The sequence below is a fragment of the Microbacterium sp. LWH7-1.2 genome (genome assembly GCF_038397755.1).
In the GTDB taxonomy this organism is placed as follows: domain Bacteria; phylum Actinomycetota; class Actinomycetes; order Actinomycetales; family Microbacteriaceae; genus Microbacterium.
This window is the reverse complement of record NZ_CP151637.1, coordinates 1-22,647: the sequence shown is the minus strand read 5'-3', so window position 1 is coordinate 22,647 and position 22,647 is coordinate 1. Positions and strand designations below refer to the sequence as shown.

Annotated in this window: 18 protein-coding genes, 1 tRNA gene and 2 pseudogenes; 12 read left to right on the top strand and 9 right to left on the bottom strand. The window is 71.4% G+C overall.

The window, feature by feature from the left end; all coding sequences use genetic code 11:
- Positions 1–23: 23 nt before the first annotated feature.
- The 3 genes and pseudogenes from MRBLWH7_RS00105 to MRBLWH7_RS00095 all read right to left on the bottom strand — a co-directional run.
- Positions 24–3,176 (bottom strand): M14 family zinc carboxypeptidase, encoded by a 3,153-nt coding sequence (locus MRBLWH7_RS00105; protein ID WP_341997973.1) that lies wholly within the window; start codon positions 3,174–3,176, stop codon positions 24–26.
- Between the two features lie 185 nt (positions 3,177–3,361).
- A complete protein-coding gene (locus tag MRBLWH7_RS00100; protein ID WP_342002168.1) occupies positions 3,362–3,895 on the bottom strand; it encodes a YbaK/EbsC family protein in 534 nt (177 codons plus the stop codon).
- A pseudogene (locus tag MRBLWH7_RS00095) lies at positions 3,869–4,651 on the bottom strand (methyltransferase domain-containing protein); the annotation flags it as partial. The pseudogene MRBLWH7_RS00095 and the gene MRBLWH7_RS00100, both read right to left, overlap by 27 nt.
- A gap of 192 nt (positions 4,652–4,843) precedes the next feature.
- On the opposite strand from MRBLWH7_RS00095, the gene MRBLWH7_RS00090 reads away from it, so the two are divergent.
- From MRBLWH7_RS00090 to MRBLWH7_RS00080, 3 genes are all read left to right on the top strand, one after another.
- Positions 4,844–5,920, top strand: a complete 1,077-nt coding sequence (locus tag MRBLWH7_RS00090) for a Glu/Leu/Phe/Val dehydrogenase dimerization domain-containing protein (RefSeq protein ID WP_341997971.1) — start codon at positions 4,844–4,846, stop codon at positions 5,918–5,920.
- A gap of 178 nt (positions 5,921–6,098) precedes the next feature.
- Positions 6,099–7,691: an AMP-binding protein gene (locus tag MRBLWH7_RS00085; RefSeq protein ID WP_341997969.1), complete on the top strand. Its 1,593-nt coding sequence runs from the start codon at positions 6,099–6,101 to the stop codon at positions 7,689–7,691.
- Between the two features lie 78 nt (positions 7,692–7,769).
- Positions 7,770–8,582 (top strand): ZIP family metal transporter, encoded by an 813-nt coding sequence (locus MRBLWH7_RS00080; RefSeq protein WP_341997967.1) that lies wholly within the window; start codon positions 7,770–7,772, stop codon positions 8,580–8,582.
- A gap of 186 nt (positions 8,583–8,768) precedes the next feature.
- Here the strand turns inward: MRBLWH7_RS00080 and MRBLWH7_RS00075 are convergent, their stop codons facing one another.
- On the bottom strand, positions 8,769–10,013 hold the full coding sequence (locus tag MRBLWH7_RS00075) for a glutamyl-tRNA reductase (protein WP_341997965.1): 1,245 nt from the start codon (positions 10,011–10,013) through the stop codon (positions 8,769–8,771).
- Positions 10,014–10,030: 17 nt separating this feature from the next.
- On the opposite strand from MRBLWH7_RS00075, the gene hemE reads away from it, so the two are divergent.
- From hemE to hemL, 6 genes are all read left to right on the top strand, one after another.
- Complete coding sequence (gene hemE / locus MRBLWH7_RS00070) at positions 10,031–11,089, top strand: uroporphyrinogen decarboxylase (RefSeq protein ID WP_341997960.1); 1,059 nt, start codon at positions 10,031–10,033, stop codon at positions 11,087–11,089.
- Positions 11,082–12,284 carry an FAD-dependent oxidoreductase gene (locus MRBLWH7_RS00065; RefSeq protein ID WP_341997957.1) on the top strand — a complete coding sequence of 401 codons (1,203 nt, stop codon included), beginning with the start codon at positions 11,082–11,084 and terminating at the stop codon, positions 12,282–12,284. Before hemE ends, MRBLWH7_RS00065 begins: the two co-directional genes overlap by 8 nt.
- Before the next feature lie 226 nt (positions 12,285–12,510).
- Complete coding sequence (gene hemQ / locus MRBLWH7_RS00060) at positions 12,511–13,194, top strand: hydrogen peroxide-dependent heme synthase (RefSeq protein ID WP_341997955.1); 684 nt, start codon at positions 12,511–12,513, stop codon at positions 13,192–13,194.
- Complete coding sequence (gene hemC, locus MRBLWH7_RS00055; protein WP_341997952.1) at positions 13,191–14,108, top strand: hydroxymethylbilane synthase; 918 nt, start codon at positions 13,191–13,193, stop codon at positions 14,106–14,108. The genes hemQ and hemC overlap by 4 nt, the downstream gene beginning before the upstream one ends.
- Positions 14,105–15,082, top strand: a complete 978-nt coding sequence (hemB, locus tag MRBLWH7_RS00050) for a porphobilinogen synthase (RefSeq protein WP_341997950.1) — start codon at positions 14,105–14,107, stop codon at positions 15,080–15,082. Before hemC ends, hemB begins: the two co-directional genes overlap by 4 nt.
- Positions 15,079–16,392, top strand: coding sequence for a glutamate-1-semialdehyde 2,1-aminomutase (gene hemL / locus MRBLWH7_RS00045; protein WP_341997948.1), 1,314 nt, complete (start codon positions 15,079–15,081; stop codon positions 16,390–16,392). Before hemB ends, hemL begins: the two co-directional genes overlap by 4 nt.
- Positions 16,393–16,461: 69 nt before the next feature.
- Here the strand turns inward: hemL and MRBLWH7_RS00040 are convergent.
- The 4 genes from MRBLWH7_RS00040 to galU form a co-directional block, all read right to left on the bottom strand.
- A tRNA-Ala gene (locus MRBLWH7_RS00040) sits at positions 16,462–16,534 on the bottom strand.
- 66 nt (positions 16,535–16,600) lie between these two features.
- Positions 16,601–17,626, bottom strand: a complete 1,026-nt coding sequence (locus tag MRBLWH7_RS00035; protein ID WP_341997946.1) for a large exoprotein — start codon at positions 17,624–17,626, stop codon at positions 16,601–16,603.
- A 137-nt stretch (positions 17,627–17,763) separates the two neighbouring features.
- A complete protein-coding gene (locus MRBLWH7_RS00030) occupies positions 17,764–18,393 on the bottom strand; it encodes a GNAT family protein (RefSeq protein WP_341997944.1) in 630 nt (209 codons plus the stop codon).
- Positions 18,394–18,416: 23 nt separating this feature from the next.
- The gene (galU, locus tag MRBLWH7_RS00025) at positions 18,417–19,304 is read right to left on the bottom strand and encodes a UTP--glucose-1-phosphate uridylyltransferase GalU (RefSeq protein WP_341997942.1); all 888 of its coding nucleotides are present in this window, start codon (positions 19,302–19,304) and stop codon (positions 18,417–18,419) included.
- Between the two features lie 80 nt (positions 19,305–19,384).
- Here galU and MRBLWH7_RS00020 point away from each other — a divergent pair, with 80 nt between their 5' ends.
- The 3 genes from MRBLWH7_RS00020 to mscL are packed head-to-tail and all read left to right on the top strand — an operon-like array spanning position 19,385 to position 20,750.
- Complete coding sequence (locus MRBLWH7_RS00020; protein ID WP_341997940.1) at positions 19,385–19,981, top strand: 5-formyltetrahydrofolate cyclo-ligase; 597 nt, start codon at positions 19,385–19,387, stop codon at positions 19,979–19,981.
- Between the two features lie 21 nt (positions 19,982–20,002).
- A complete protein-coding gene (locus MRBLWH7_RS00015; RefSeq protein ID WP_341997937.1) occupies positions 20,003–20,284 on the top strand; it encodes an FmdB family zinc ribbon protein in 282 nt (93 codons plus the stop codon).
- Positions 20,285–20,327: 43 nt separating this feature from the next.
- The gene (mscL, locus tag MRBLWH7_RS00010) at positions 20,328–20,750 is read left to right on the top strand and encodes a large conductance mechanosensitive channel protein MscL (RefSeq protein WP_341997935.1); all 423 of its coding nucleotides are present in this window, start codon (positions 20,328–20,330) and stop codon (positions 20,748–20,750) included.
- A gap of 243 nt (positions 20,751–20,993) precedes the next feature.
- Here the strand turns inward: mscL and MRBLWH7_RS00005 are convergent.
- Positions 20,994–22,647 (bottom strand): annotated as a pseudogene (locus MRBLWH7_RS00005) (AAA family ATPase); the annotation flags it as partial.

Here is a 22,647-nt window from a genome sequence, read left to right as displayed (position 1 = left end):
GGCGCCTGGTGAAGGCTCGCGCCCTATCCCGCGAAGTGCCCGAGGATCCTCGCCACCACCTCCTCGCGGGCTTCGTCGGACTCGAGCTGCTCGAGTCCGAAGCCGAACAGGAGCGTGTCGGGCGTTGCGGTGGCGCTGTAGAACGGACCCTCCGCGTCGTAGCGGAAGAAGTCGCTCGCGTTGCCCGGACTCGTGTCGGGCGCCGGGAGCACCTCCCACGCACCGGTACTGGTCTCGAAGCCCTCGATCTCGGTCGCCACGCCGTCGAGCACAAGCGCGGTGTCGTCCACCATGAGCCCGACTTCTCCCGTGAACGGGTCGGTCACGTAGCTCACGACGATCTCGACGTCCTCTCCCGCGTACGGCGACAGATCGAACGAGACCGGCACCCATCCGCCCGAGTTGCCGGTGAACGAGTTCCACGCGCCGGTGTCACCGCTCGACGCGCAGGGGTTTCCGAGCGTCAGGTAGTTCGCGAGCCGCGGATGCTCCGCCAGCAGGAACCCGGCCTCGCACTCGGCCGGGGGTGCGCTCGTCGTTGCGCCGTTGGCATCGACGAGCGTCGTCCAATCCTCCGTGCCGACCACGCGTGCTTCGACGATGACATGGTCGTAGCCGAGCTCGGTCGAGTACGAGAACTGCGCAGCGAACGTGGCCGTCCCGTCCTGCCCGAGCACCGGAACACTGTAGGTGCGCGCGATCCGCTGGTAGCCGTCGTCGATGTGCGGTGCGAACATCGCCCACTCTCCCCCGACGGGGATGAACGGCCCCGACGGGTCCAGATACTCGGCCGCGGCCCAGCTCTCGAACTGCGGGAACTCGGCGACGGGGAGCACGTCACTCGTCGCCGTGAGCTGACCGGCCTCGTCGACGGGGTTGTCTTCCGTCGCGGGACCGCCGAACGGGGCCTCCACACCCTCCAACGGCGAGTCGACTCCCGCCACTCCGGCGGCGGCGACCGGGGTCCGGCTGTCGAGGCCCAGCCAGTACTGCGTGAAGTCGTCGGCGAGCAGCAGGCAGTCCGCGAAGAAGTCCGACGTCACGACGCAGTCCTGGTCGGGCGCGCCGTCGAGGCCGTAGTAGATCCCTCCGAGCGCCGCACCGAGCTGGCCGTAGTATCCGACCGTCTCTCCGGCCATGGCCAGCTTGCCGCCCTCGTTGAGGAAGTCGCGCACCGCGATCGTGAGGTACTGCTGGCGTTCTGCGACCGAGAGATCAGTGACCTCGCCGAACAGGTACGTGTCGGTGAGCAGGTCCTCCTCGTCCTGCGTCAGCCGGTTCTCGCCGAGGTACCACAGCACTGCGTCGTAGTGACTGAGCACTCCGAGATCGTGCGGCACGCCGTCCGCGTCGACGTCCCAGACATCCGGCGTCACGCCGTTGGCTTCGAGCGCCGCGACGTGCTCGTCGAGGTACTCGGGTTCGTCAGCGTGGGGTGGCTCGCCGTCGTTCACGGCACCGCTGTAGTCCTCATTCGCGATCACGAGCGCCGTGTTCCCGGTGTCCTGAACCACCTCGTATGTGAAGCGCTCGCTCTCGACGGGCTTTCCGGCGCCGGGACCCGTGTTGTTCCGGGCGTCCCGCTTGCCCGTGAACCAGACCTCGACGCTGTCACCCGCCCGGGCACCGGTCACCGTCCCGCGGTACTCGCCGTAATAGTCGGTGTTCTCGTCGCCGTAGCGCTCGCCACCCTGCCACTCGCGCACCGGAACGACGTTCGCGCGCCCGCCGTTGATGCGGTAGTTCATCTGCTTCTTCTGCAGGTCGTGCTTCGCCCAGACCGCGACGGTCTGCGGGTCACCGTACGAGACGGAGAACGAATCGACGCGGAAGTCCTCGGCATCCCGGCCGACGACCGACACCGGGTCGTTCGGGTCCTTCGCCGACTCGGCGACGGCGAGGGCGAATGGGATGTTCTTCTCGAACTCCGCCTGGATCAGGCCCTCGTCGGCGGGGAAGTTGAAGCCGCTCTCGCAGTCGCTCGCCTCCCACTGGTCGCCGGGCACCGAGTTCGACGCGGATTCGCACGTGCCCATCTCGGGGGTGAACCCGAGCGTGCCGTAGGCCTCCTGCGCGTGGGAGTCGGTGTCGCCGTTGGTGGTGTACAGCTCCGCCGAGAGGTCGGGGTCATAGCCCGGGATCGCCGGATCGGCATCGTCGCCCACCATCGCCTCATAGATGACGTCGTCGGGCGAAGGTGTCGCCACCTGCCAGCCGATGCCGTGCAGCAGCAGCTCCGCAGCCGAGTGGTAGTTCACGAGGAACTCGGGGGTGAGAGCCGCGAACAGTCCGTCCAGCGCCTGGGTCTCGGGCTCGGAGGCCGGTGCCGGTCCGCGATACGTATCGCTCGACGGGGCGGGCGAGGATCCCTCGTTGTCGTAACCCCAGCGCGTCGGGAAGTTGCGGTTGAGGTCGACCCCGTCCGCGGTGGTGATCGCGCCATCCCCGTTGTTGTCGCGCAGGTTCTTGCGCCAGAGGCGGCGGCCGTCCTGGAAAGTGAAGTCGTAGCCGTCGGGATTGGCGACCGGCACGAACCAGAGCTCCGTCGTGTCGACGAGCTTCGTGATGCGCCTGTCGGTGTCGTACGAGGTCGCGACGTGGTCGAGCAGTCGCCTGACCATCTCGGGGGTGATCCACTCGCGCGCGTGCTGAGCGCCCAGGTAGACGGTCGCCGGTCGGCTGCCGTCCTGCTGATCCGCGACGCCGCCGGTGAGGCGGACAGCCCCGATGTCCTTGCCCTGGGTGGTCTTCCCGATGACGCGGAACTGGGCGAAGTCGGGGTGAGCCGCGGCGACCGCCATGAGCTCCTCGAGGATGCCTCCCTCCCCGCTGTACATCCGGAACACGCCGTCGCTCGCGGCCATCGTCCGACGCTGAGCCGCGGGCTGCTTCGGCGTCAGCTCCGCGCCCCCGGCAGCGAGTTGCGCCGCCTGATCGCCGCTCAGGATGACCTGCACCTCGACCTCGCCCGGTTCGTCGCCCGCGGAGGTCACGATCTCCTGGCGGTCGACGCCGAGATCCACGATGGCCCCCAGTCCTTCGGCATCGACCGTGCCCTCGTAGACGGCGAGCAGGTCGTCGGCCGGTGGCGGCTCCGGACTCGCGACGGCGGGCGTCACAGCGAGACCGGTCACGATCAGGGCTGCAGTGGTGGCGATGGCGAGCTGACGGATCATGCGTTTCCCCTGTCACGCGTGCTCGAAGTCCGTTCAGGCACGGCGATCCCCCATCTACGCCGATACGGACGGTCACTGTCTACCGCGCCCGTCGGGGGTCGTCAAGATCGTCCCGCAGAACGACACGCAGAACGTGATCGGAGCGGATGCTGCGGCCCCGCCCCCGCCGAGGAGCCGCTGCCGGGTCAGTCGACCTTCATCACGGTGCCGCCGGTGAGGCGCACCAGCTCGTCGTAGGTCATCGGGAACACGGTGTGCGGCGTGCCGCCGGCGGCCCAGATCTCGGGGTAGCCGGCGAGGTCCTCGTCGACGATCGTGCGCAGCGGCGCCGGATGCCCCGTGGGAGCGACTCCGCCGATGGCCTGGCCGGTCGCCTCCCGCACCTGTTCCGGCGTCGCTCGCTGGATCTTGCCGTGACCGAGGCGTTCCGCGAGCGCCGCGGTGTCGACCCGGTGCGCGCCGCTCGTCATCACGAGCAGCGGAGCGCCGTCGCTGGAGAACACGAGGCTGTTGGCGATCGCCCCGACCTCGACCCCGAGGGCCTCGGCGGCCAGCGCCGCGGTGGATGCGGCATCCGGCAGCACCACGATGTCTCCGGGGATCCCGGCGGCGCGGATGGCGTCGTGGACGAGGCGACTGCGGGCGGGAAGCGAGGCGGGGGTGGTCACCGGCTCAGCCTGACGACGCGGGCCGCGCGCAAGGATCTCGCCGTGGGGCATGAGGAGCCAGCCGTCGTCGGCGGCCGCCCACTCGCGCCAGCCGTCCGAGATGCGCTGCAGCAGCGCATCGTCGGCGCCGGCCCCACGCGCCGAGTCGGCGAATGCCGACTGCAGCACGCGGTCGGCCCACATTCCGCCCCACCACTCACGGTCCGCCTCGTCCTCGAAGAGCCACAGCGAGGCGGTCGCGCGGATGTCGGCGAGCCCGGCCTGCTGCGCCCATGCCTTGAGCCGACGGCCGGCCGCCGGCTCGCCCGCGACGCTGCGGTGGGTGGCGAGGTACAGCGCGAGCCATTCGTCCAGCGCCGGAATCAGCGGGTACCAGATGACGCCCTCGTAGTCGACGTCACGCGCCGCGACGAGCCCGTCCGCGCCCACGACACGGCCCAGTTCGCGCAGCATGTCGACCGGACGATCCACGTGCTGCAGCACTTGGTGGGCGTGCACGACGTCGAACGCGCCGTCGTCGTAGGGCAGCGCATAGGCGTCGCCCACCTCGAACGAGAGATTCTCGGCTGCGTGGTCGGCCGTGGCCTGCGCGACGACGTCGGCTGAGGCATCCGTCCCGACGACGCGGCCGGGGGCGACGCGCGCGGCGAAGTCGGCCGTGATCGTGCCGGGTCCGCTGCCCACGTCGAGAATCGACATGCCCGCCGAAAGGTGCGGCAGCAGGTAGGCCGCGGAGTTCTCGGCGGTGCGCCAGCGGTGCGACCGCAGAACGCTCTCGTGATGACCGTGGGTGTAGGCGTCTGGCATCCGTCGATGCTATCGACGGCGCACACACTGCTGAGGCGTGCGCAAGGTCCGCGCCGAGGAGCAGGCAATCTGCCCAGGTGCCGCCGACACGGTTGAACAATTCGCAGAATCGGTGTGGAATGAGAACGGATGCCGCAACGCCGCGGCGTCCGCAGCGCACTGCCCACGAGGCCCGCCGAAGGAAGAACCGCGATGACGCACACCCTGCCCCTGCCCGATTTCGCACACGAGCGGGTGGAGGTGATCACCGGCCGCCGGAGCGGTCTGTTCATCGCCGTCGCGCTGCACTCCTCCGTGCTCGGCTCCGCCCTCGGCGGCGCGCGCCTGTGGACATACCCGCACTGGAGCGACGCCCTCGGCGACGCACTGCGACTGTCGGCCGCCATGACGCTCAAGAACGCCGCAGCCGGGCTCGACGCGGGCGGCGGCAAATCCGTCATCGCCCTGCCTCCCGGCACCACGCTCGACACCGACCGCCGCCGTGCCGCGTTCCTCGACCTCGGTGACGCGGTCGAGTCCCTGCACGGCCTGTACCGCACCGCCGAGGACGTCGGCTCGACGACCGAGGACATGCTCGTCGTCAGCGAGCGCACCGAGCACGTCGTTGGCCTGCCCGACGCCGTCGGCGGCTCGGGCGAGCCCGCCGGCCCCACGAGCCTCGGCGTCTACGAGTCGCTCCGCGCGACGCTCGAGCGCGTCGCGGGAACCGCCGACGTCGAGGGCCGGCGCATCACGATCTCGGGCCTCGGCCAGGTCGGCAGCCGCCTCGCGGTGCGCCTCTCGGCCGAGGGGGCGCGCCTCACGGTCACCGACGTCAACCCCGCCAAGCGCGACCTCGCCGCCGAGCTCGGCGCCGAGTGGATCGCCCCGGGCGAGGAGCACCTCGTCCCTGCCGACGTCTTCGTCCCCGCCGGCATCGGCGGGCTCCTCACTGACGAGGTGATCGATTCTCTCGACGCGAAGGCCGTGTGCGGCCCGGCGAACAATCCGCTCGCGGACCACAGCGGGGCGGCACGCCTGGCCGGTCGCGGCATCCTGTACGCCCCCGACTTCGTCGTCAACGCGGGCGGGGTGATCTACCTGGACCTCGAGGCGAAGCACCTCGGCACGCGTGCCGAGATCATGGACCGCGTCGGCCAGATCGGCGACACGGTGCGCCGCATCTTCGACGAGGCGGAGGCCCGAGGCGTCACGCCGCTCGAGGCCGCTGAGGGACTCGCCGCCGAGCGCCTCGCCGCCGGTGGCCGCCAGCCCGCACTCGCGCACTGAGACCGGGCGCGCCCGGCCACCGAGGGGGTGGCCGGGCGCGCTGCATCCGGTGACACTGCGTTCCAGCGTTCACGGAATCGCGTCCCACGATCTTCGATGCGGATGGCATGATGGTCGCACGGCACGGCCGATAGCTTGCCGACCACGACCGTCGTGCCGCCCGATCGAAGGAGATCCGGTGTTCACCAGTCCCGAAGCCGATGTCGAGATTCCCCCACTCGACGTGTACGACTACCTGTTCGCGAGCCTGACCGACGAGGACCTGGGGCGCGTCGCGCTCATCGATCCCGCGACCGGCGCCGAGACGACGTACGGCGCGCTGCGCACGCAGGTCGACCTGTTCGCCGGCGCGCTGGCGGCGCGTGGCGTCGGCGTCGAGACGGTCGTGGGCCTCCTGTGCCCCAATGTGCCGGCGTTCGCGACCGTCTTCCACGGCATCCTGCGCGCGGGCGCCACGGTCACCACCGTCAACTCGCTGTACACCGCCGGCGAGATCGAGAAGCAGCTGCGGGATGCCGGGGCCACGTGGCTCGTCACCGTCCACCCCCTCCTCCCCCAGGCCTCAACCGCCGCCGAGGCGGTCGGCATCCCCCACGACCGTGTCGTCGTGCTCGACGGCGCCCCGGGCCATCCGAACCTCCGGGCGCTGCTCGCCGAGGGCGCACCGGCACCCGAGGTCTCGTTCGACCCTGCGACGCACATCGCGGTGCTCCCCTACTCGTCGGGCACGACCGGCGTTCCCAAGGGCGTCATGCTGACGCATCGCAATCTGGTGGCGAACGTCGCGCAGTGCCGCGTCGCCCTTGATCTCGCCGCGACCGATCGCGTGCTGGCGGTGCTGCCGTTCTTCCACATCTACGGCATGACGGTGCTGCTCAATCTCGCTCTGCGCCAGCGCGCGAGCCTCGTGACGATGCCGAAGTTCGACCTGGTGGAGTTCCTCACCAACATCCAGAAGTTCCAGTGCACCTACCTGTACATCGCGCCGCCGATCGCGGTCGCGCTGGCGAAGCATCCCATCGTCGACCAGTTCGACATCTCCAGCGTGCACACGGTGTTCTCGGGGGCGGCTCCCCTCGACGGCGAGACCGCCGAGACCGCAGGGCGCCGCATCAACGCCCGTATGATGCAGGGGTACGGGATGAGCGAGCTGAGCCCGGTCTCGCACGCGATGCCCGTGGACCGCTACGACATCCCGGTGAGCTCCGTCGGCGTCATGCTGCCCAACACGCTCAACAAGCTCATCGACACCGAGACCGGCGAGGAGATCACCGAGCTCGGCCCCGACGGCGTCACGAAGGCCGGCGAGCTGTGGGTGAAGGGGCCGAACGTCATGCTCGGCTACCTCAACCAGCCGCAGGCGACCGCCGAGACGCTCGACGCCGACGGATTCCTCCACACCGGCGACATCGCGGTGTACCACGAGGGCGGCTATTTCTCGATCGTGGACCGGGTCAAGGAGCTCATCAAGTACAAGGGCTACCAGATCGCCCCCGCAGAGCTCGAGGCGCTCCTCCTCGGTCACCCGAAGGTGATGGATGCTGCGGTCATCGGTGTGCTCGACGAGGACAAGCAGGAGATCCCCAAGGCCTTCATCGTCGCCGCCCCGGACTCCGGGCTCACCGCGGACGAGGTGATGGCGTTCGTCGCCGAGCACGTCGCACCGCACAAGAAGGTGCGCCGCGTCGAGTTCATCGACGCGATCCCGAAGTCCAGCTCCGGCAAGATCCTCCGCAAGGACCTGCGCGCCCGCGAGGCCGCGACGGCCTGACTCTACGGAAGAGGGACGGATGCCGCGGCGAACGCGTTTCGCCGCGGCATCCGTCATCCCCGCCACTAGGTTGGCGCCATGCAAGGACTCTGGCTCGCGGCGCTGAGCGGCCTCATCGGCGGCGGCACGCTGCTCGTCGGGGCGGCAATCGCGTGGTTCGTCGAGATCCCGCAGCGCATCGTCGCCGGGATCATGGCGGTCGGCGCCGGTGTCCTCATCTCGACCCTGGCCTTCGAACTGGTCGAGGAGGCAGCTGAGGACGGCGGGCTCATCCCCACCACCGTGGGCTTTCTCGGCGGCGCGATCATCTACATCGTCGCCGACCAGCTCATCTCGCGACGCAGCAAGCGGCCCGCCTCCGGCTCGCCCCGGATCGACGCGTCCTCCGTCACCGAGTACTCGGACGGCGACGAGGTCTCCGCCAGCATCGTGGCCCGCCGCGCCGGAGCGCAGGCAGTGAGCGGAGCAGGCCTCGTGATCGCCGTCGGCGCGCTGATCGACGGCATCCCGGAGTCCATCGTCATGGGCTTGTCAGTGCTGCAGGGCGGGATCAGCATCCCCATCGTGGCGGCGATCGCGATCAGCAACTTCCCCGAGGGACTCGGCTCGACCGCCGCCCTCAAGCGAGGCGGCTCGAGCGGGCGTTACGTGGCCCTGCTGTGGAGCGGGATTGCGCTGATCACCGTGGTCTCCTCGGTGCTGGGCTATGTCGCCTTCCAGTCGGCGTCGCCCAGCCTGATCGCCCTCATCACCACGATCGCCGCCGGCGGTCTGCTCGCGATGGTGTGCAACACGATGATCCCCGAGGCGTTCGACGAGCAGCACGCGCTCACCGGCTTGTGGGCGACGATCGGCTTCCTCGCCGCGTTCGTCCTGCACGAACTCGCCTAGCCCCGACCGGATCCGCCCCTTCCGCGGATCCGGAATTCGGACTTCCGCACGCTTTCCGGAGCGTGCGCGCGGGGCGGCCCCGGAAACGATGCGATTCTCCGAATTCCGGATCGGCAGAGAAGCGGATGCTGCGGGGCCCGGTCGTCCGGACGCGGAGGTCGGCCCGGCAGAGTGGGAGAGGACGCGCTATGCGGTGGCCCAGAGGTCGTCGTCCGCGGCGCCGGGAGCCTCGACCGACAGGCCGTGGAGCAGCTCGAGCGCGGCGCGGGCCTCGTCGATGCGGCCCTCGACGGCCAGCTCGCGGATGCGCACCGACGGCCGGTGCAGCAGCACACCGGCGAGGTGGCGCAGGGCGGTCTCGACGTCGTCTCCGGCCCCGCGCGAGCGGGCACGGGCGATCTCTTCGTCGACGATCCTCAGCACGTCTGCGCGCAGAGCCGTGATCGCGGGACCGGCCTCGCGGTCAGCGTGGAACTCGGTGGCCGCATCGCCGACGATCGCGCGCGCGTCGGCGTGGGCGCTGAACTCGGCGAGCGGGGCGTGCAGCCGGATGGTCTCGAGGTCGAGCAGCTCGACCGCCTCGACCGCGCCGACAGCGGGGTCTACGTTGCGCGGGAGCCCCAGGTCGATCACGAGCACGCGGTGCCCGGGCGTGAACGCGTCGGCGTGGACGACGGCGGCAGCGGTGCACGTGATGACGACGTCGGCCGCGGCGACCTCGGCCGGGAAGTCCGACACCGGGATCAGCCCGTGCTGCGCGGCGAACGCCTCGGCCCGACCGGATGGGGAGAAGACGTGGATGTCGCCGGCGCCGCGGGCGCGCAGCGCCTCGACGGTGCGGACGGCGTACTTGCCGGTGCCCACGACGACGATCCTCGCGGCGGCCCACTCGGCGACGCGGCTCGAGGCCAGCTCGAGAGCGAGGCGCACGAGCGAGCGATGTGCTCCGCGCAGCTGGGTGCGGTTGCGCACGCCGCGGCTGGTGTGGGTCGCCTTCTGGAACAGGCGCTCCAGCTCGCTCGAGGTCATGCCGTCGGCTCGGGCGGCGTCCAGAGCCCGACGCACCTGACCCGAGATCTCGTCTTCGCCGACCGACATCGACTCGAGGCCGCTGGTGACGGCGAACAGATGGGCCGCGGCATCGGCCCCCTGATGGACGGCGACCGACGCGCGCAGCAGATCGACCGCGACGCCGGATGCCTCGGCCATCGCCTCGATCACGGACTCGGCCGCGACCGCCTCGCCGCCGGTGAGCGGCTCGTCGATGTCGAGATAGGCCTCGAACCGGTTGCACGTGGCGAGCACGACGGCGCCGGAGACGAAGATCTCGTCGTCCACGAGGGCGCGCGTCGCCGTGGGCGCCCCCACAGAGAGACGCTCCAGGATGTCGAGGCTCGCGTTCCGATGGTTCGCGGTCAGACAGAGGAGCACAGACCTAATCTTAACGTGTGTCGTTGCATGACTCTCACCCTTCCGTCCTTCAGAGAAACGATCCCCCCGCGCTGATACGCGCGTATCGCGGCGAACGGCCGGCTCGCACGCCGGTCTGGTTCATGCGCCAGGCGGGCCGATCATTGCCGGAGTACCGCGAGCTGCGGGTCGGCACCGACATGCTCGACGCCTGCCTGAACCCCGAGCTCGCCAGCGAGATCACGCTGCAGCCGGTGCGCCGGCACGGCGTCGACGCCGGCATCTTCTTCAGCGACATCGTGATCCCGGTGCGCCTGTCGGGCGTCGACGTGCGCATCGTGGCGGGACGCGGCCCGGTGCTCGAGAACCCGGTGCGGACGGCGGCGGATGTCGCGTCCCTGCCCCCGCTCGACCCCGAGGCGCTCGCTCCCATCCGCGATGCCGTGGCGCTCACCGTCGCCGAACTGGGCACGACGCCGCTCATCGGCTTCGCCGGCGCCCCGTACACGCTGGCGTCCTACCTGGTCGAGGGCGGCCCGTCGAAGGAGCAGCTGAAGACGCGGGCGCTCATGCACTCCGATCCCGAGACGTGGTCCTCTCTGCTGACGTGGTGCGCCGGGATCACCGGCGCGTTCCTCGCCGCCCAGATCGAGGCGGGCGCGTCGGCCGGGCAGCTGTTCGACTCGTGGGCGGGCTCGCTCAGCCTCACCGATTACACGCAGCACGTCGCCCCGTTCTCGGCCCTCGCCCTGGACGCCGTGCGCCACCTCGACGTGCCTCTCGTGCACTTCGGCGTCGGCACCGGCGAGCTGCTCGCCGCGATGCGCGACGTGGGCGTCGACACGGTGGGCGTCGACTGGCGCCTCCCCCTCGACGAGGCCGTGCGCCGGCTCGGCCCCGACGTCTCGGTGCAGGGCAACATCGACCCGGCGCTGCTGCGCGCGCCGTGGCCGGTGCTCGAGGCGCACATCATCGACGTCCTCGAGCGCGGCCGCGCCGCACGCGCGCACGTCGTCAACCTCGGGCACGGCGTCCCGCCCGACACCGACCCGACGGTGCTCACGCGCATCGTGGAGTTCGTGCACGCGCATGGCTGACTTCTCCGTCGTGGGCGGCGGGGTGGCCGGGCTCGTCGTCGCCCGGCGGCTGGCCGCGTCAGGCGCCTCCGTGGCGGTGTTCGAGGCCTCGGATCACCTCGGCGGCACGGTCGCGCGGCACGAGGTCGGCGGACTCGCTCTGGATGCCGGCGCCGAGAGCTTCGCCGTGCGCGGCGGCGTGGTCGAGGCGCTGCTCGCCGAGCTCGGCCTGGCCGGCGACGTCGTCGCCCCCACCCCCGGACCGGCGTGGCTGCAGCCCTCGACCGGCGACGCCGTGCCGCTGCCGGCGACCGCGCTGCTCGGCATCCCGGCGGATCCCCTCGCCGCCGACGTCGTGCGCGTCGTCGGACTCTCCGCGGCCGAGCGTGCGGCTGATCTCGACGCCCTGCCGGTCGGCGAGGTGCCGGCGACCCTCGGCGCCCTCGTGCGCGAGCGCCACGGCGCGCAGATGCTCGACCGGCTCGTCGCCCCCGTCGTGCACGGCGTGCACTCGCAGCACCCCGACGAGCTCCCGGTCGCGCGCGCCCACCCCGGGCTCGCCGACGCCGTCGTGAGCGTGGGCTCGCTCAGCGGAGCCGTCACGCGCCTGCGCGCGGCCGCTCCCCCGGGCGCCGCGGTCGCGGGGATCCGCGGCGGTGTCAACCGCCTCGTACCGGCCCTCGCCGACGACCTCGAGCGCCGCGGCGGCGACATCCGGCTGGGCGCGCGGGTCGACGACCTCGGCGCGCCCGAGGGCACCGTGATCGTCGCGGCTCCCGGTGCGGGGTCGCCCGCCGCTCCCGGCCGTCGCATCGACCTCGTGACCCTGGTCGTGGAGCAGGAGGAGCTGGATGCTGCGCCGCGCGGCACCGGACTGCTCGTGGCCGCCGGGGCACCGGTGAACGCCCGTGCGCTCACGCATGCGACCGCGAAGTGGGAGTGGCTCCGCGAAGCTGCCGGCGGGCGCCACGTGGTCCGGCTCTCCTACGATGCGACCCCGGCCGACCCGGTCGCCGCGGCCGTCGCCGACGCCGAGGCGCTGCTCGCCGTGCGGCTGCCGGTCGTGGTCGACGCGGCCCATGTGTTCTGGATGCGGCCGGCCGCAGCATCCGTCCCGTCCGACTTGATCGTGGTCGGCGAGACCGTCGCCGGCTCCGGACTCGCCGGGATCGTCGCCCACGCCGAGCGCACCGCCGCCGAGCTCCTCGCCCGCTGAACCGACCTTGCGACCGCGCTCGGGAGTCTCGACTGCGCGTTTCGACTCGCAAGCTCGCTCAACGAGCGGAATAGGGGCTCGGTCAACGACCGGAGGGGAAGGCCGGTCCCAACCTCCCGCTCGTTGAGCGGAGCGCGCTCTGGCGCGCGCAGTCGAAACGCGCTGAGTGTCGGGGACGAAGGCCCCTCCGGGCAGGAGGCGTCCCGCAGGGTGGAAAGATGGGAGCATGACCGACGTCGCGGCGAACTCCCCCACTGAAACCCTCGGCTACACCCTGTGGGCGGTCTTCCGCCGCGACTCCTCGGCGCCCGCCCCCGCCGGCGATCTGAGCGCCGCGGTCGCCGAGGTCGAGGCATCCGGAGTGGTCGTCCGCGGGTTCTACGACGTGTCGGGCCTGCGGGCCGACGCCGACCTCATGATCTGGCTCACCGGGGTCGGCATCGCCCCCGACGTGCTGCAGTCGGCGCTGCGGATCCTCCGCCGCGCCGAGCCGCTCGCCTCGCTCGAGCCGGTCTGGAACGCGATGGGCGTTCACCGCGACGCCGAGTTCACCGCCAGCCACCTCCCCGCGTTCATGCGCGACAAGGATCCGGAGGCGTGGCTCACGGTCTACCCGTTCGTGCGCTCGTACGACTGGTACATCCTTCCCGACGACGAGCGCCGCCAGATGCTCGCCGACCACGGCCGCAAGGGAGCCGCGCACCGCTCGGTGCTGAGCAACACGGTCGCGTCGTTCGCGCTCGGCGACTACGAGTGGATCCTGGCCCTCGAAGCGCCCGAGCTCGTCGAGCTCGTCGACCTGATGCGCGACCTCCGCCAGACCGAGGCCCGCCGCCACGTGCGCGAAGAGGTGCCGTTCTACACCGGCCGCCGCATCGGCCTCGATGAGATCGCCGAGGTGCTGGCGTGACCACCCTGCGCATCGGGACGCGCGGGAGCACCCTCGCGCTGACGCAGACCGGCATGGTCGCAGACGACCTCGCCGATGCGTACGGCGTCACGACCGAGCTCGTCACGATCACGACCGAGGGCGACCGCTCGAACGAGCCGCTGTCGCGCGCCGGCGGCACCGGGCTCTTCACCGGGGCGCTGCGCGACGCGCTCCTCGCCGGCGAGTGCGATGTCATCGTCCACTCGCTGAAGGACCTCCCCACGGCACCGCACGACCAGCTGGTCGTCGCGGCGATGCCCGCGCGCGAGGATCCGCGCGACGCCCTCATCGCCCGCGACGGCCTCACGCTCGACGAGCTCCCCGCCGGTGCCCGCGTCGGCACCGGATCCCCCCGCCGCATGGCGCAGCTGCGCGCGCGGCGCCCCGATCTCGAGATCGTCGACATCCGCGGCAACGTCGACACGCGCCTCGGCAAGGTGACGAGCGGGGAGCTGGATGCCGTCATCCTCGCCGCCGCCGGACTCACCCGCATCGGCCGTACCGACGTCGTGACCGAGTTCCTCGACCCCGACCGGTGGCCGACGGCGCCCGGGCAGGGCGCGCTCGCGGTCGAGGTGCGCCGTGGCGAAGAGAGCCTCGTCGACCGGCTCGACCACGCCGAGACCCGCGCCGCCGTCGAAGCGGAGCGCGAGGTGCTCGCCCTCCTCGAGGCGGGGTGCTCCGCCCCCGTCGGCGCGCGCGCCGTCGTCGACGCGGGGCTCCTGCTGCTCTCGGCAAGCGTCTACAGCCTCGATGGGACCACGATCCTCACATCGTCGCACGCCACCGTGTGGCCCGAGGACGAGGGCGATCCGTCGCGCGAGGTCGCGGCATCCGTCGCCCGTGAACTGCTCGATGCCGGCGCCGCCGGCCTGACGGGAGAACGCCCGTGAGTCACCAACCGACAGACCGTCCCCGCCGCCTGCGCGCCACCCCCGCGATGCGGCGCCTCGTCGCCGAGACGCGCCTGCACCCGGCCGAGCTGGTCCTGCCGCTGTTCGTGCGCGAAGGGGCGGGCGAGCCCGTGCCGATCTCGTCGATGCCGGGGGTCGTGCAGCACTCGACCGAGAGCGTGAAGAAAGCCGTGACGGATGCTGCGGCCGCCGGCATCGGAGGCATCATGCTGTTCGGCGTGCCCGAGCACAAGGACGCGGTGGGTTCCGGCGCGACCGACCCCGACGGCATCCTCAACGTCGCGACCCGGATCGCGGTCGCCGAGGCGGGCGACGCGCTCGTCGTTCAGACGGACCTGTGCCTCGATGAGTTCACCGACCACGGCCACTGCGGCGTCCTCGACGCGAACGGATACGTCGACAACGACGCCACCCTCGAGCGGTACCGCGACATGGGCGTGGCGCAGGCCGAGGCGGGCTCGCAGCTGCTCGGCCTGTCGGGCATGATGGACGGCCAGGTCGCGGCGGTGCGCGACGCGCTGGACGACTCCGGATACGGCAACACCCCGATCCTGGCCTACGCGGCGAAGTACGCCTCGGCGTTCTACGGCCCGTTCCGCGAGGCCGTGCAGTCGTCGCTCGAAGGCGACCGCCGCACGTACCAGCAGGACCCCGCCAATCGCCGCGAGGGCGCACGCGAGCTCGACCTCGACATCGCGGAGGGCGCCGACATCGTGATGGTCAAGCCCGCGATGAGCTACCTCGACGTGCTGGCGGATGCCGCGGCGACGAGCCCCGTCCCAGTCTGGGCGTATCAGGTGTCAGGCGAGTATTCGATGATCGAGGCCGCGGCCGCCCACGGCTGGATCGACCGGCGCCGCGCGATCGAGGAGTCGGTGATCGGCATCCGCCGCGCCGGCGCCGATGCCGTGCTGACCTATTGGGCCCTGGAGCTTGCGGAGTGGATCCGATGACGACGAACGCAGAGGAATTCGCCCGGGCACGCGGCGCCATGCCGGGCGGGGTGAACTCGCCGGTGCGCGCCTTCGGCTCCGTGCACGAGACGCCGCGGTTCTTCGTGTCGGCGTCGGGCCCCTACGTCACCGACGTCGAGGGCCGCGAGTACGTCGACCTGGTCGGCTCGTGGGGTCCCGCGATCCTCGGGCACGCCCACCCCGCCGTCGTGAAGGCGGTTCAGGATGCTGCGGCCCACGGTCTCGGCTTCGGCGCGAGCACACCCGGCGAGACGCAGCTGGCCGAGCTGATCGCCGCGCGCGTCTCGCGCGACGGCTCGCACCCCGTCGAGCGCGTCCGCCTGGTCTCCACGGGCACCGAGGCCACGATGACGGCGATCCGCCTCGCGCGCGGCGCGACCGGACGCGACCTCATCGTGAAGTTCGCCGGCCACTACCACGGGCACTCCGACGGCCTGCTGGCCGAGGCGGGCTCGGGCGTGGCCACGCTCGCGATGCCGGGTTCGGCGGGCGTTCCCGCAGCGATCGCCGCGCAGACGCTCGTGATCGCCTACAACGACCTCGACGCGCTCCGCGAGGTGTTCGCGGCACACGGCGACGACATCGCTGCGGTCATCGTCGAGGCGGCGCCCGCCAACATGGGCATCGTTGCGCCCGCGCAGGGCTTCAACGCCGCACTCGCCGACATCGCGCACGAGCACGGCGCGCTGCTCATCCTCGACGAGGTGCTGACCGGCTTCCGCGTCGGTCCCGCCGGCTGGTACGGCATCGACCCGGTGCCCTTCTCGCCCGACCTCATCACGTTCGGCAAGGTCGTGGGCGGCGGGCTCCCCCTCGCCGCGATCGGCGGCTCCGCGGCGCTCATGGAGCTGCTGGCGCCCCTCGGCCCGGTCTACCAGGCCGGCACGCTGAGCGGGAACCCGCTCGCTGTCGCCGCCGGGCGCGCGACCCTCGACCACCTCGACGACGCCGCCTATGGGCGCCTCGACGCCGCCGCGGCGACGATCGCGGACGCCGCAGCATCCGCTCTCTCCGAAGCCGGCGTCACGCACGTCGTGCAGCGCTCGGGCAACCTGTTCTCGATCCAGTTCGCGGCCGAGGCTCCGACGGACTACGACACGGTGAAGGCGCAGGAGGCATACCGCTATCCGCCGTTCTTCCGCGCGATGCTCGCCCAGGGCGTCTCGCTGCCGCCGTCGGTGTTCGAGGCGTGGTTCGTCTCGGCCGCGCACGACGACGCCGCCGTCGCGCGCATCGTCGACGCTCTTCCTGGCGCGGCCCGTGCCGCTGCGGAGGCCGTACCGGACTGACGGAGCCACACCCGGCCCGCCAGGACCCGAAACGCAGAAGACCCCCGCACTGCGGTGGTCTTCTTTCGGTGGACCTGAGGGGAATCGAACCCCTGACCTCCTCGATGCGAACGAGGCGCGCTACCAACTGCGCTACAGGCCCTTGAACCTCGAAAACACTATCACGGTTCCACAGTCCCTCCGAATCCGCGGAGGCCCTGCGAGAGGCCTATTCGCCGGCTGCGCGGCGGGTCAGCAGCTGCCGCACGTGCGCCTCGATCTCGGCGTCGTCGACGTACCCCATGCGGGCGTATTCCGACTCCGCGGAAGCCGCGCGCGCAGTCCGCGCGACGTCGATCGAGGGGGGCTGCTGCGCCGCGGCGCGGGCCGCCATGGCCTGTTCGAGGGCGGCCTGCCGCAGCGCCGCACGAGCGGCTTCGCCATCCAGGACAGCGGCAGCACGGGAGCCCGCCGACGCCGTGAGCGGGCGGGGGAGGTCGCGGGGCGCCCACTCGCGCTGCTCGCGCTCGAGGGCGACATCCTGCACCTCCGCGATGCGGCGGGGTGCAGCGTCCGTCGCCCGCGACACGGCACGTGCGGCGACGCGGGACAGCTGGCGAAGGACGAGAACGGATGCTGCCACCAGGCCGACACCCGCCCACATCAGAGTCTGCGCACCGACCGTGATGGTCTCGAACACGCCCCACGCCGCGACGCCGAGCCCGACGACGCCCGCGAAGGTCGCGACGAGCCGGAACCGGCGCCGGGCGCGCGCACGGCGTGACGTCGGAAGGGACCGGACCGCGGCGAGATCGGAGCGGGCGGCCGCCGCAGCCTCGGCCCGCTCGGCTCGGGCGCGCTCCAGATCCACGCGCGCGGCCGCCTCGGCGGCGACGCGGTCGGTGCGGGCACGCTCCACCCCGATGCGTGCGGCGGCCACCGCCGCCTCGCGCTCACTCCTGGCGATCTCGAGCTCGATGCGCGCGCCCTCGAGCGCCGCGTGCTCGCGCTCGGCCAGGGCGCGCTTCGCGAGCTTCTGCTGCGCGGCAGCGGTGCGGGCGTTGAGCTCGAGCCGCACCTCTTCGGGCGTCTCGCTCGTCTCTGCGAGCACGCGAAGGGCCTGATTCAGGCGGACGGCGTTGCGTTCGGCCGCATCGAACTGGCGACGACTGTGCCACGAGGGCAGCAGGTACAGCAGCCACAAGGCCACGGCGACGAGAACGATGACTCCCCCACCCCACACCTGCCCGCCCATGGTCACCACGGTAGGCGACCGGACGGCGGTGTCCCTCGCATCCGTCCGCGTGTCACGCAACACGGATTTCTGGCGTGGTCAGGCACGGCGATGCGCGACTGCCCGCCGGCGGGGAGGAGAACAGACAACCGGACGACTTATGCGTGAAGCCGGTCCGCGGGCGGAACCGTTGCCGCGTCCTGGGGCACGCGGCCCGATACCCAGCGCTGGAGCACGCCCTCGGGGACGTCCTCGCGGACGAGGGCGAACGCGTAGTGGTCGCGCCAATCCCCGTCGATGTGGATGAAGCGGCGACGCAGCCCTTCGTAGCGGAAGCCGAGTTTCTCGACCACCCGCAGGCTCGCACGGTTCTCGGGGCGGATGCAGATCTCCATGCGATGCAGTCGCAGCTCGGAGAAGCAGATGTCGGTCGCGAGCGCCACCGCCGTCGGCGTGATGCCACGGCCCGCGAAGCGCTCACTCACCCAGTACCCGATCGTGGCGGATGCCAGCGAGCCGCGGGCGATCCCCCACACGTTCAGCTGGCCGGCGACCTCACCGTCGGACTCCATGACGAAGGGCACGCCGACGCCGTCGCGGTATTGCTGCAGCAGCCGGCGGATGCCGACGCGCATGTCGAACGACACGGGACCGTCCGGGCTCGTCGCCTCCCACGGGCGCAGCCAGCCGCGGTTGGAAAGCAGCTCGTTCTGCAGCACGCGGGCGTCGCGCTGGCGAACGAGCCGGATCGCCACCGAGCCGTGCCTGCGGGGAGCCGACAGATCCACGAGACCCCCTCGAACGGGCGGCGTCAGAGGTTCGCCGCGAAATCCTTGAACCAGGGACGCAGTGCGGGACCGAGATCTTCGCGATCGGCCGCCAGCTGCACGATGGCCTTGATGTAGTCCACCCTATCGCCGGTGTCATAGCGACGGCCACGGAAAACGACGCCGTAGACGCCGGGGCCGTCGGGGTCCGCCGCGAGCTCCTGCAGGGCGTCGGTGAGCTGGATCTCGCCGCCCTTGCCGGGCTCCGTGCGCTCGAGGATCTCGAACACGTTCGGCGACAGCACGTAGCGGCCGATCACGGCCAGGTTGGACGGCGCATCCTCGGACGTGGGCTTCTCGACGAGGCCGTTGACCTTCACGATGCCGTTGCCGTCGGTGGACTCCACCGACGCGACGCCGTAGAGGTGGATGTGGTCGGGGTCGACCTCCATGAGGGCGATGATCGCCGCGCCGGTGCGCTCGTGCTCCGCGATCATGGTGGTGAGCAGCTCGTCGCGCTCGTCGATGAGGTCGTCACCGAGCATGACGGCGAACGACGAGTCGCCGACGTGGGCCTTGGCGCGAAGCACGGCGTGGCCGAGGCCCTTGGGCTCGCCCTGGCGCACGAAGTGGATGTCGGCGAGGTCGCTCGACTCCAGCACACGGTGCAGCCGGTCGGTGTCGCCCTTGTCCTTCAGCTTCTCCTCCAGCTCGGGGACCGAGTCGAAGTGGTTCGAGATCGCGTTCTTGTTGCGCCCGATGATGACGAGGATGTCGTCGATGCCGGCCTGGGCAGCCTCTTCGACCACGTACTGGATCGCCGGCTTGTCGACGACGGGGAGCATCTCCTTCGGCATCGCCTTCGTCGCGGGGAGGAAGCGGGTGCCGAGGCCCGCAGCGGGGATGACTGCCTTGATGGAGGTATGCGCCATGCTGAAAGTCTAGGCGCGGCGATCAGGCCTTCTCGTCCGAACGGACGGTGTGCGATACTCCGCGCCGTACAATCGACACCATGTCCGACGCCATCGCCGATGCGAAGCGCGCCCTGCGCGCCGAACTCCGCGAGCGGCGGCAGTGCCTCTCGCCGCAGGCGCGCGAAGCCGCCGAGGCGGGCATCCACGCACAGCTGGATGCCCTCGTCGCCGAGCACGGCGCGCGCTCGATCTCGTGCTTCCTGTCGACCACGGCCGAGCCGGGCACACGTTCCTTCGTGGCGGATGCCGTGGCCCGCGGCATCCGTGTCCTCCTTCCGGTCACGCGGACCGACGGCCTGCTCGACTGGGCGGTCGCAGGCGCCGAGGACGAGATCGCCGAAGGCATGTTCGGGCTGCCCGAACCCGTCGGCGAGCTGCTCGGACCGATCGCGGTCAACGACGTCGACCTCCTCATCATCCCCGCCGCCTCCGTCGACCGCACCGGGATGCGTCTCGGCTGGGGACGCGGGTTCTACGACAAGACCCTCGGGTCGATGGAGCGGTGCCCTCCCGTCTACGCGGTCGTGTTCGACTCGGAGTTCGTGGACGAGCTGCCGAGCGACGAGCTCGACGAGCGCGTCACCGGCGTCGTCACGCCCACGCGCACCATCACCCTTGCGCCCACGCGGCGCTGACAGCCGGAGACCGAGAGAACCATGCCTACGTATGCCTACGCCTGCAAGCAGTGCGGGCACCGCTTCGACGCGGTGCAGTCCTTCGCCGACCCCACACTGACCGAGTGCCCCGAGTGCGGCGGAGCCCTGCGCAAGGAGTACGGGTCGATCGGTGTGACCTTCAACGGCTCGGGCTTCTACCGCACCGATTCCCGCGCGGGCGCGAAGACGGGCGGGTCCGACGCGTCCGGTGGCGGGACCGCGCCGGCTCCGACATCATCGAAGTCTGAGGCGAAGGCCTCGCCCGCGTCATCCGGATCCTGACGGTCCCGAGGATGTCGCGGGACCGACACCCCGGGGGTTCACCGTGATCAAGGGCTTCAAGGAGTTCATTCTCCGCGGCAACGTCATCGACCTGGCTGTCGCGGTCGTCATCGGCGCCGCGTTCACCGCGATCGTCAACGCGCTCGTCGAAGGATTCATCAATCCGCTGATCGGCGTCCTCTTCCAGGTGGGCGACCTGAGCAGCTGGGTGTGGGAGGTGCCGACGCTCTCCGGCGGAACCTCGACCTTCGCCATCGGCATCATCATCGGCGCGATCATCAATTTCCTGGCGGTCGCCCTGATCGTCTACTTCGTGTTCGTCATGCCGATGAACCACTGGAAGGACCGCCAGGCCGCGAAGGCCGGCGCCGGCCAGGCCGATGCCGAGCCGCTGCCGACCGAGCAGGAGCTGCTCGCGCAGATCCGCGACCTGCTGCAGAGCCAGGGGCCCACCCAGCGACGCTGAGAGCCGGCCCGTGGCCGGATCTCGACCCGAGCCGCGTCAATGCGACCCGTCTCGCGTCAATAGTGCGGGGGGACGTCCCGCCGCAGCCGCTCGTCGTTCGGTCCTGCTGACCGTCCCGGTGCCGCGTCGCGCGGAGGCTCGGCATCCGCGTCCTCATCGGCTGGAATCGGCTCCGTCGTGGTTCCCGGCGCGGGGGTCAGCTTCGCGCGACGGGAGCCCCTGACGCGCTCGATCCGCTGGCGGTCACTCGACGACATCGATGGGCTGGGTCTCGTTGTCGACCCGGGGAGCGTCGGGCGGCACGCCCAGCATCGCGGCGATGCGCTGCGCGACGTCGGCCGGGTCGCGGTAGAGGTCGAACGAGTGCACGCGCACGTAGTGCCACCCGAGGCGCCGCAGGATCTGCGGGCGGAGCCGCAGCGACTCACGCAGCGACTCGCCGATCGTCTCGGGGTCGCTCTCGACCACCACGGCCTTGCCGTCGTACTGCGCGACGAGGGGCAGGAGTCCGCGATAGTGGACGTCCACGGAGAGCCCCGCGCGGCGCAGCTCGCGGGCCAGGGCGCGCGTGAGCGGGTCGGCGAGGTCCTCGAGGCGCGCCTCGCGCGAGCGGGCGGCGATTCCGCCCAGGATCGACATGAGCGTCGCGGCGCCGTACTCGAGGCGCCCGTCGTCGAACGCCGACGGGCGGATCGACGACACGATGACCATCGACCGCCGCGCGCGGGTCATGCCGACGGTGAGCAGCCGCTCGCCGTCGGGCGACGACAGGTCGCCGAAATCGCTGAGAACGCGGCCGTGCTTGGTGAGGCCGAAGCCCAGCGAGAAGATGACGCGGTCGCGGCTCTCGGCGACCGACTCCTCCAGGGTGAGCACCGCGAACGGCTCGGCCGTGTCGCGCGAGACGAAGTCGGCGACGTCGGAGCGCCCGGCGAACGCGGCCTCGACGGCCGCGCGGATGCGTTCGGCGTGCCGCACGCTCGCGGTGACGACCATGAGCGACTCGGTGCCGCGGTTGACGGCGTGCTCGACCACGAGCGTCACGACGCGGGCGACCTCGGAGTCGGGGCTTTCGACAGCCCCCGTGATGGGATCGGGCGTGCCGTGGCCGCCCTCGACGTAGTCGACCGCGAGACTGCCGCGCCCGAGGTACGACCCCGCCCACGGGAGTGACACGAGCTCGCCGCCGTAGAACGCCTCGTTGACGAGTGCGGCGAGGTCCTCGCCACCGGCCCGGTAGCTGCGGGTGAGGGTCTCGACCGGCAGCAGTTCGGCGAGACGCTCGAACACGCTCGTCCCGTCGAACGGAACCTCGTCCGCGTCGTCGCTGTCGGCCGGTGCGCCGCTCCCGCCGACCGGGGCCGGCGGCACGGCGGCCGACATCGCAGACCCCGCAGAGACGTGGAACGGGGTCGGCTTCTGCGTCACCGGGTCGCCGAACGCCACGAGCTGGCCCGCCCGGCGGAGAGCCGGTGATGCTTCGGCGAGGCACAGGGCCGCAGCATCCGCCATCACCACGACGTCGAACGCGACCGCCTCGGGGATGCGCGGCACCTCGTAGGGCGAGGCGAGCCATACCGGCGCCACCGTGCGCGAGAGGGTGGGCGCCACCATCGCGAGTTCGGCCGGCGTGATGGCGCCGCGCTTCAGCGCCTGCTTGAGCCCGTCGGCCTCGGAGCGGTGGTCGACGATGCCGATCCGCCACTGCGTCGCCAGATGGGCGGCGAGGAGAGGACCGGATGCTGCGGCATGGGCTTCGTCGACGAGCCGGAAGTCGCGCTCCAGCCGGTCGACGACGGCGGTGTTCGCACCGAGCACGGCGCGGTCGGTGCGCAGCAGCAGCTCGAGGGCGGACTGCCACCAGGCGTACTCGAGCTCGGCGGCCACCTGGTCTTCG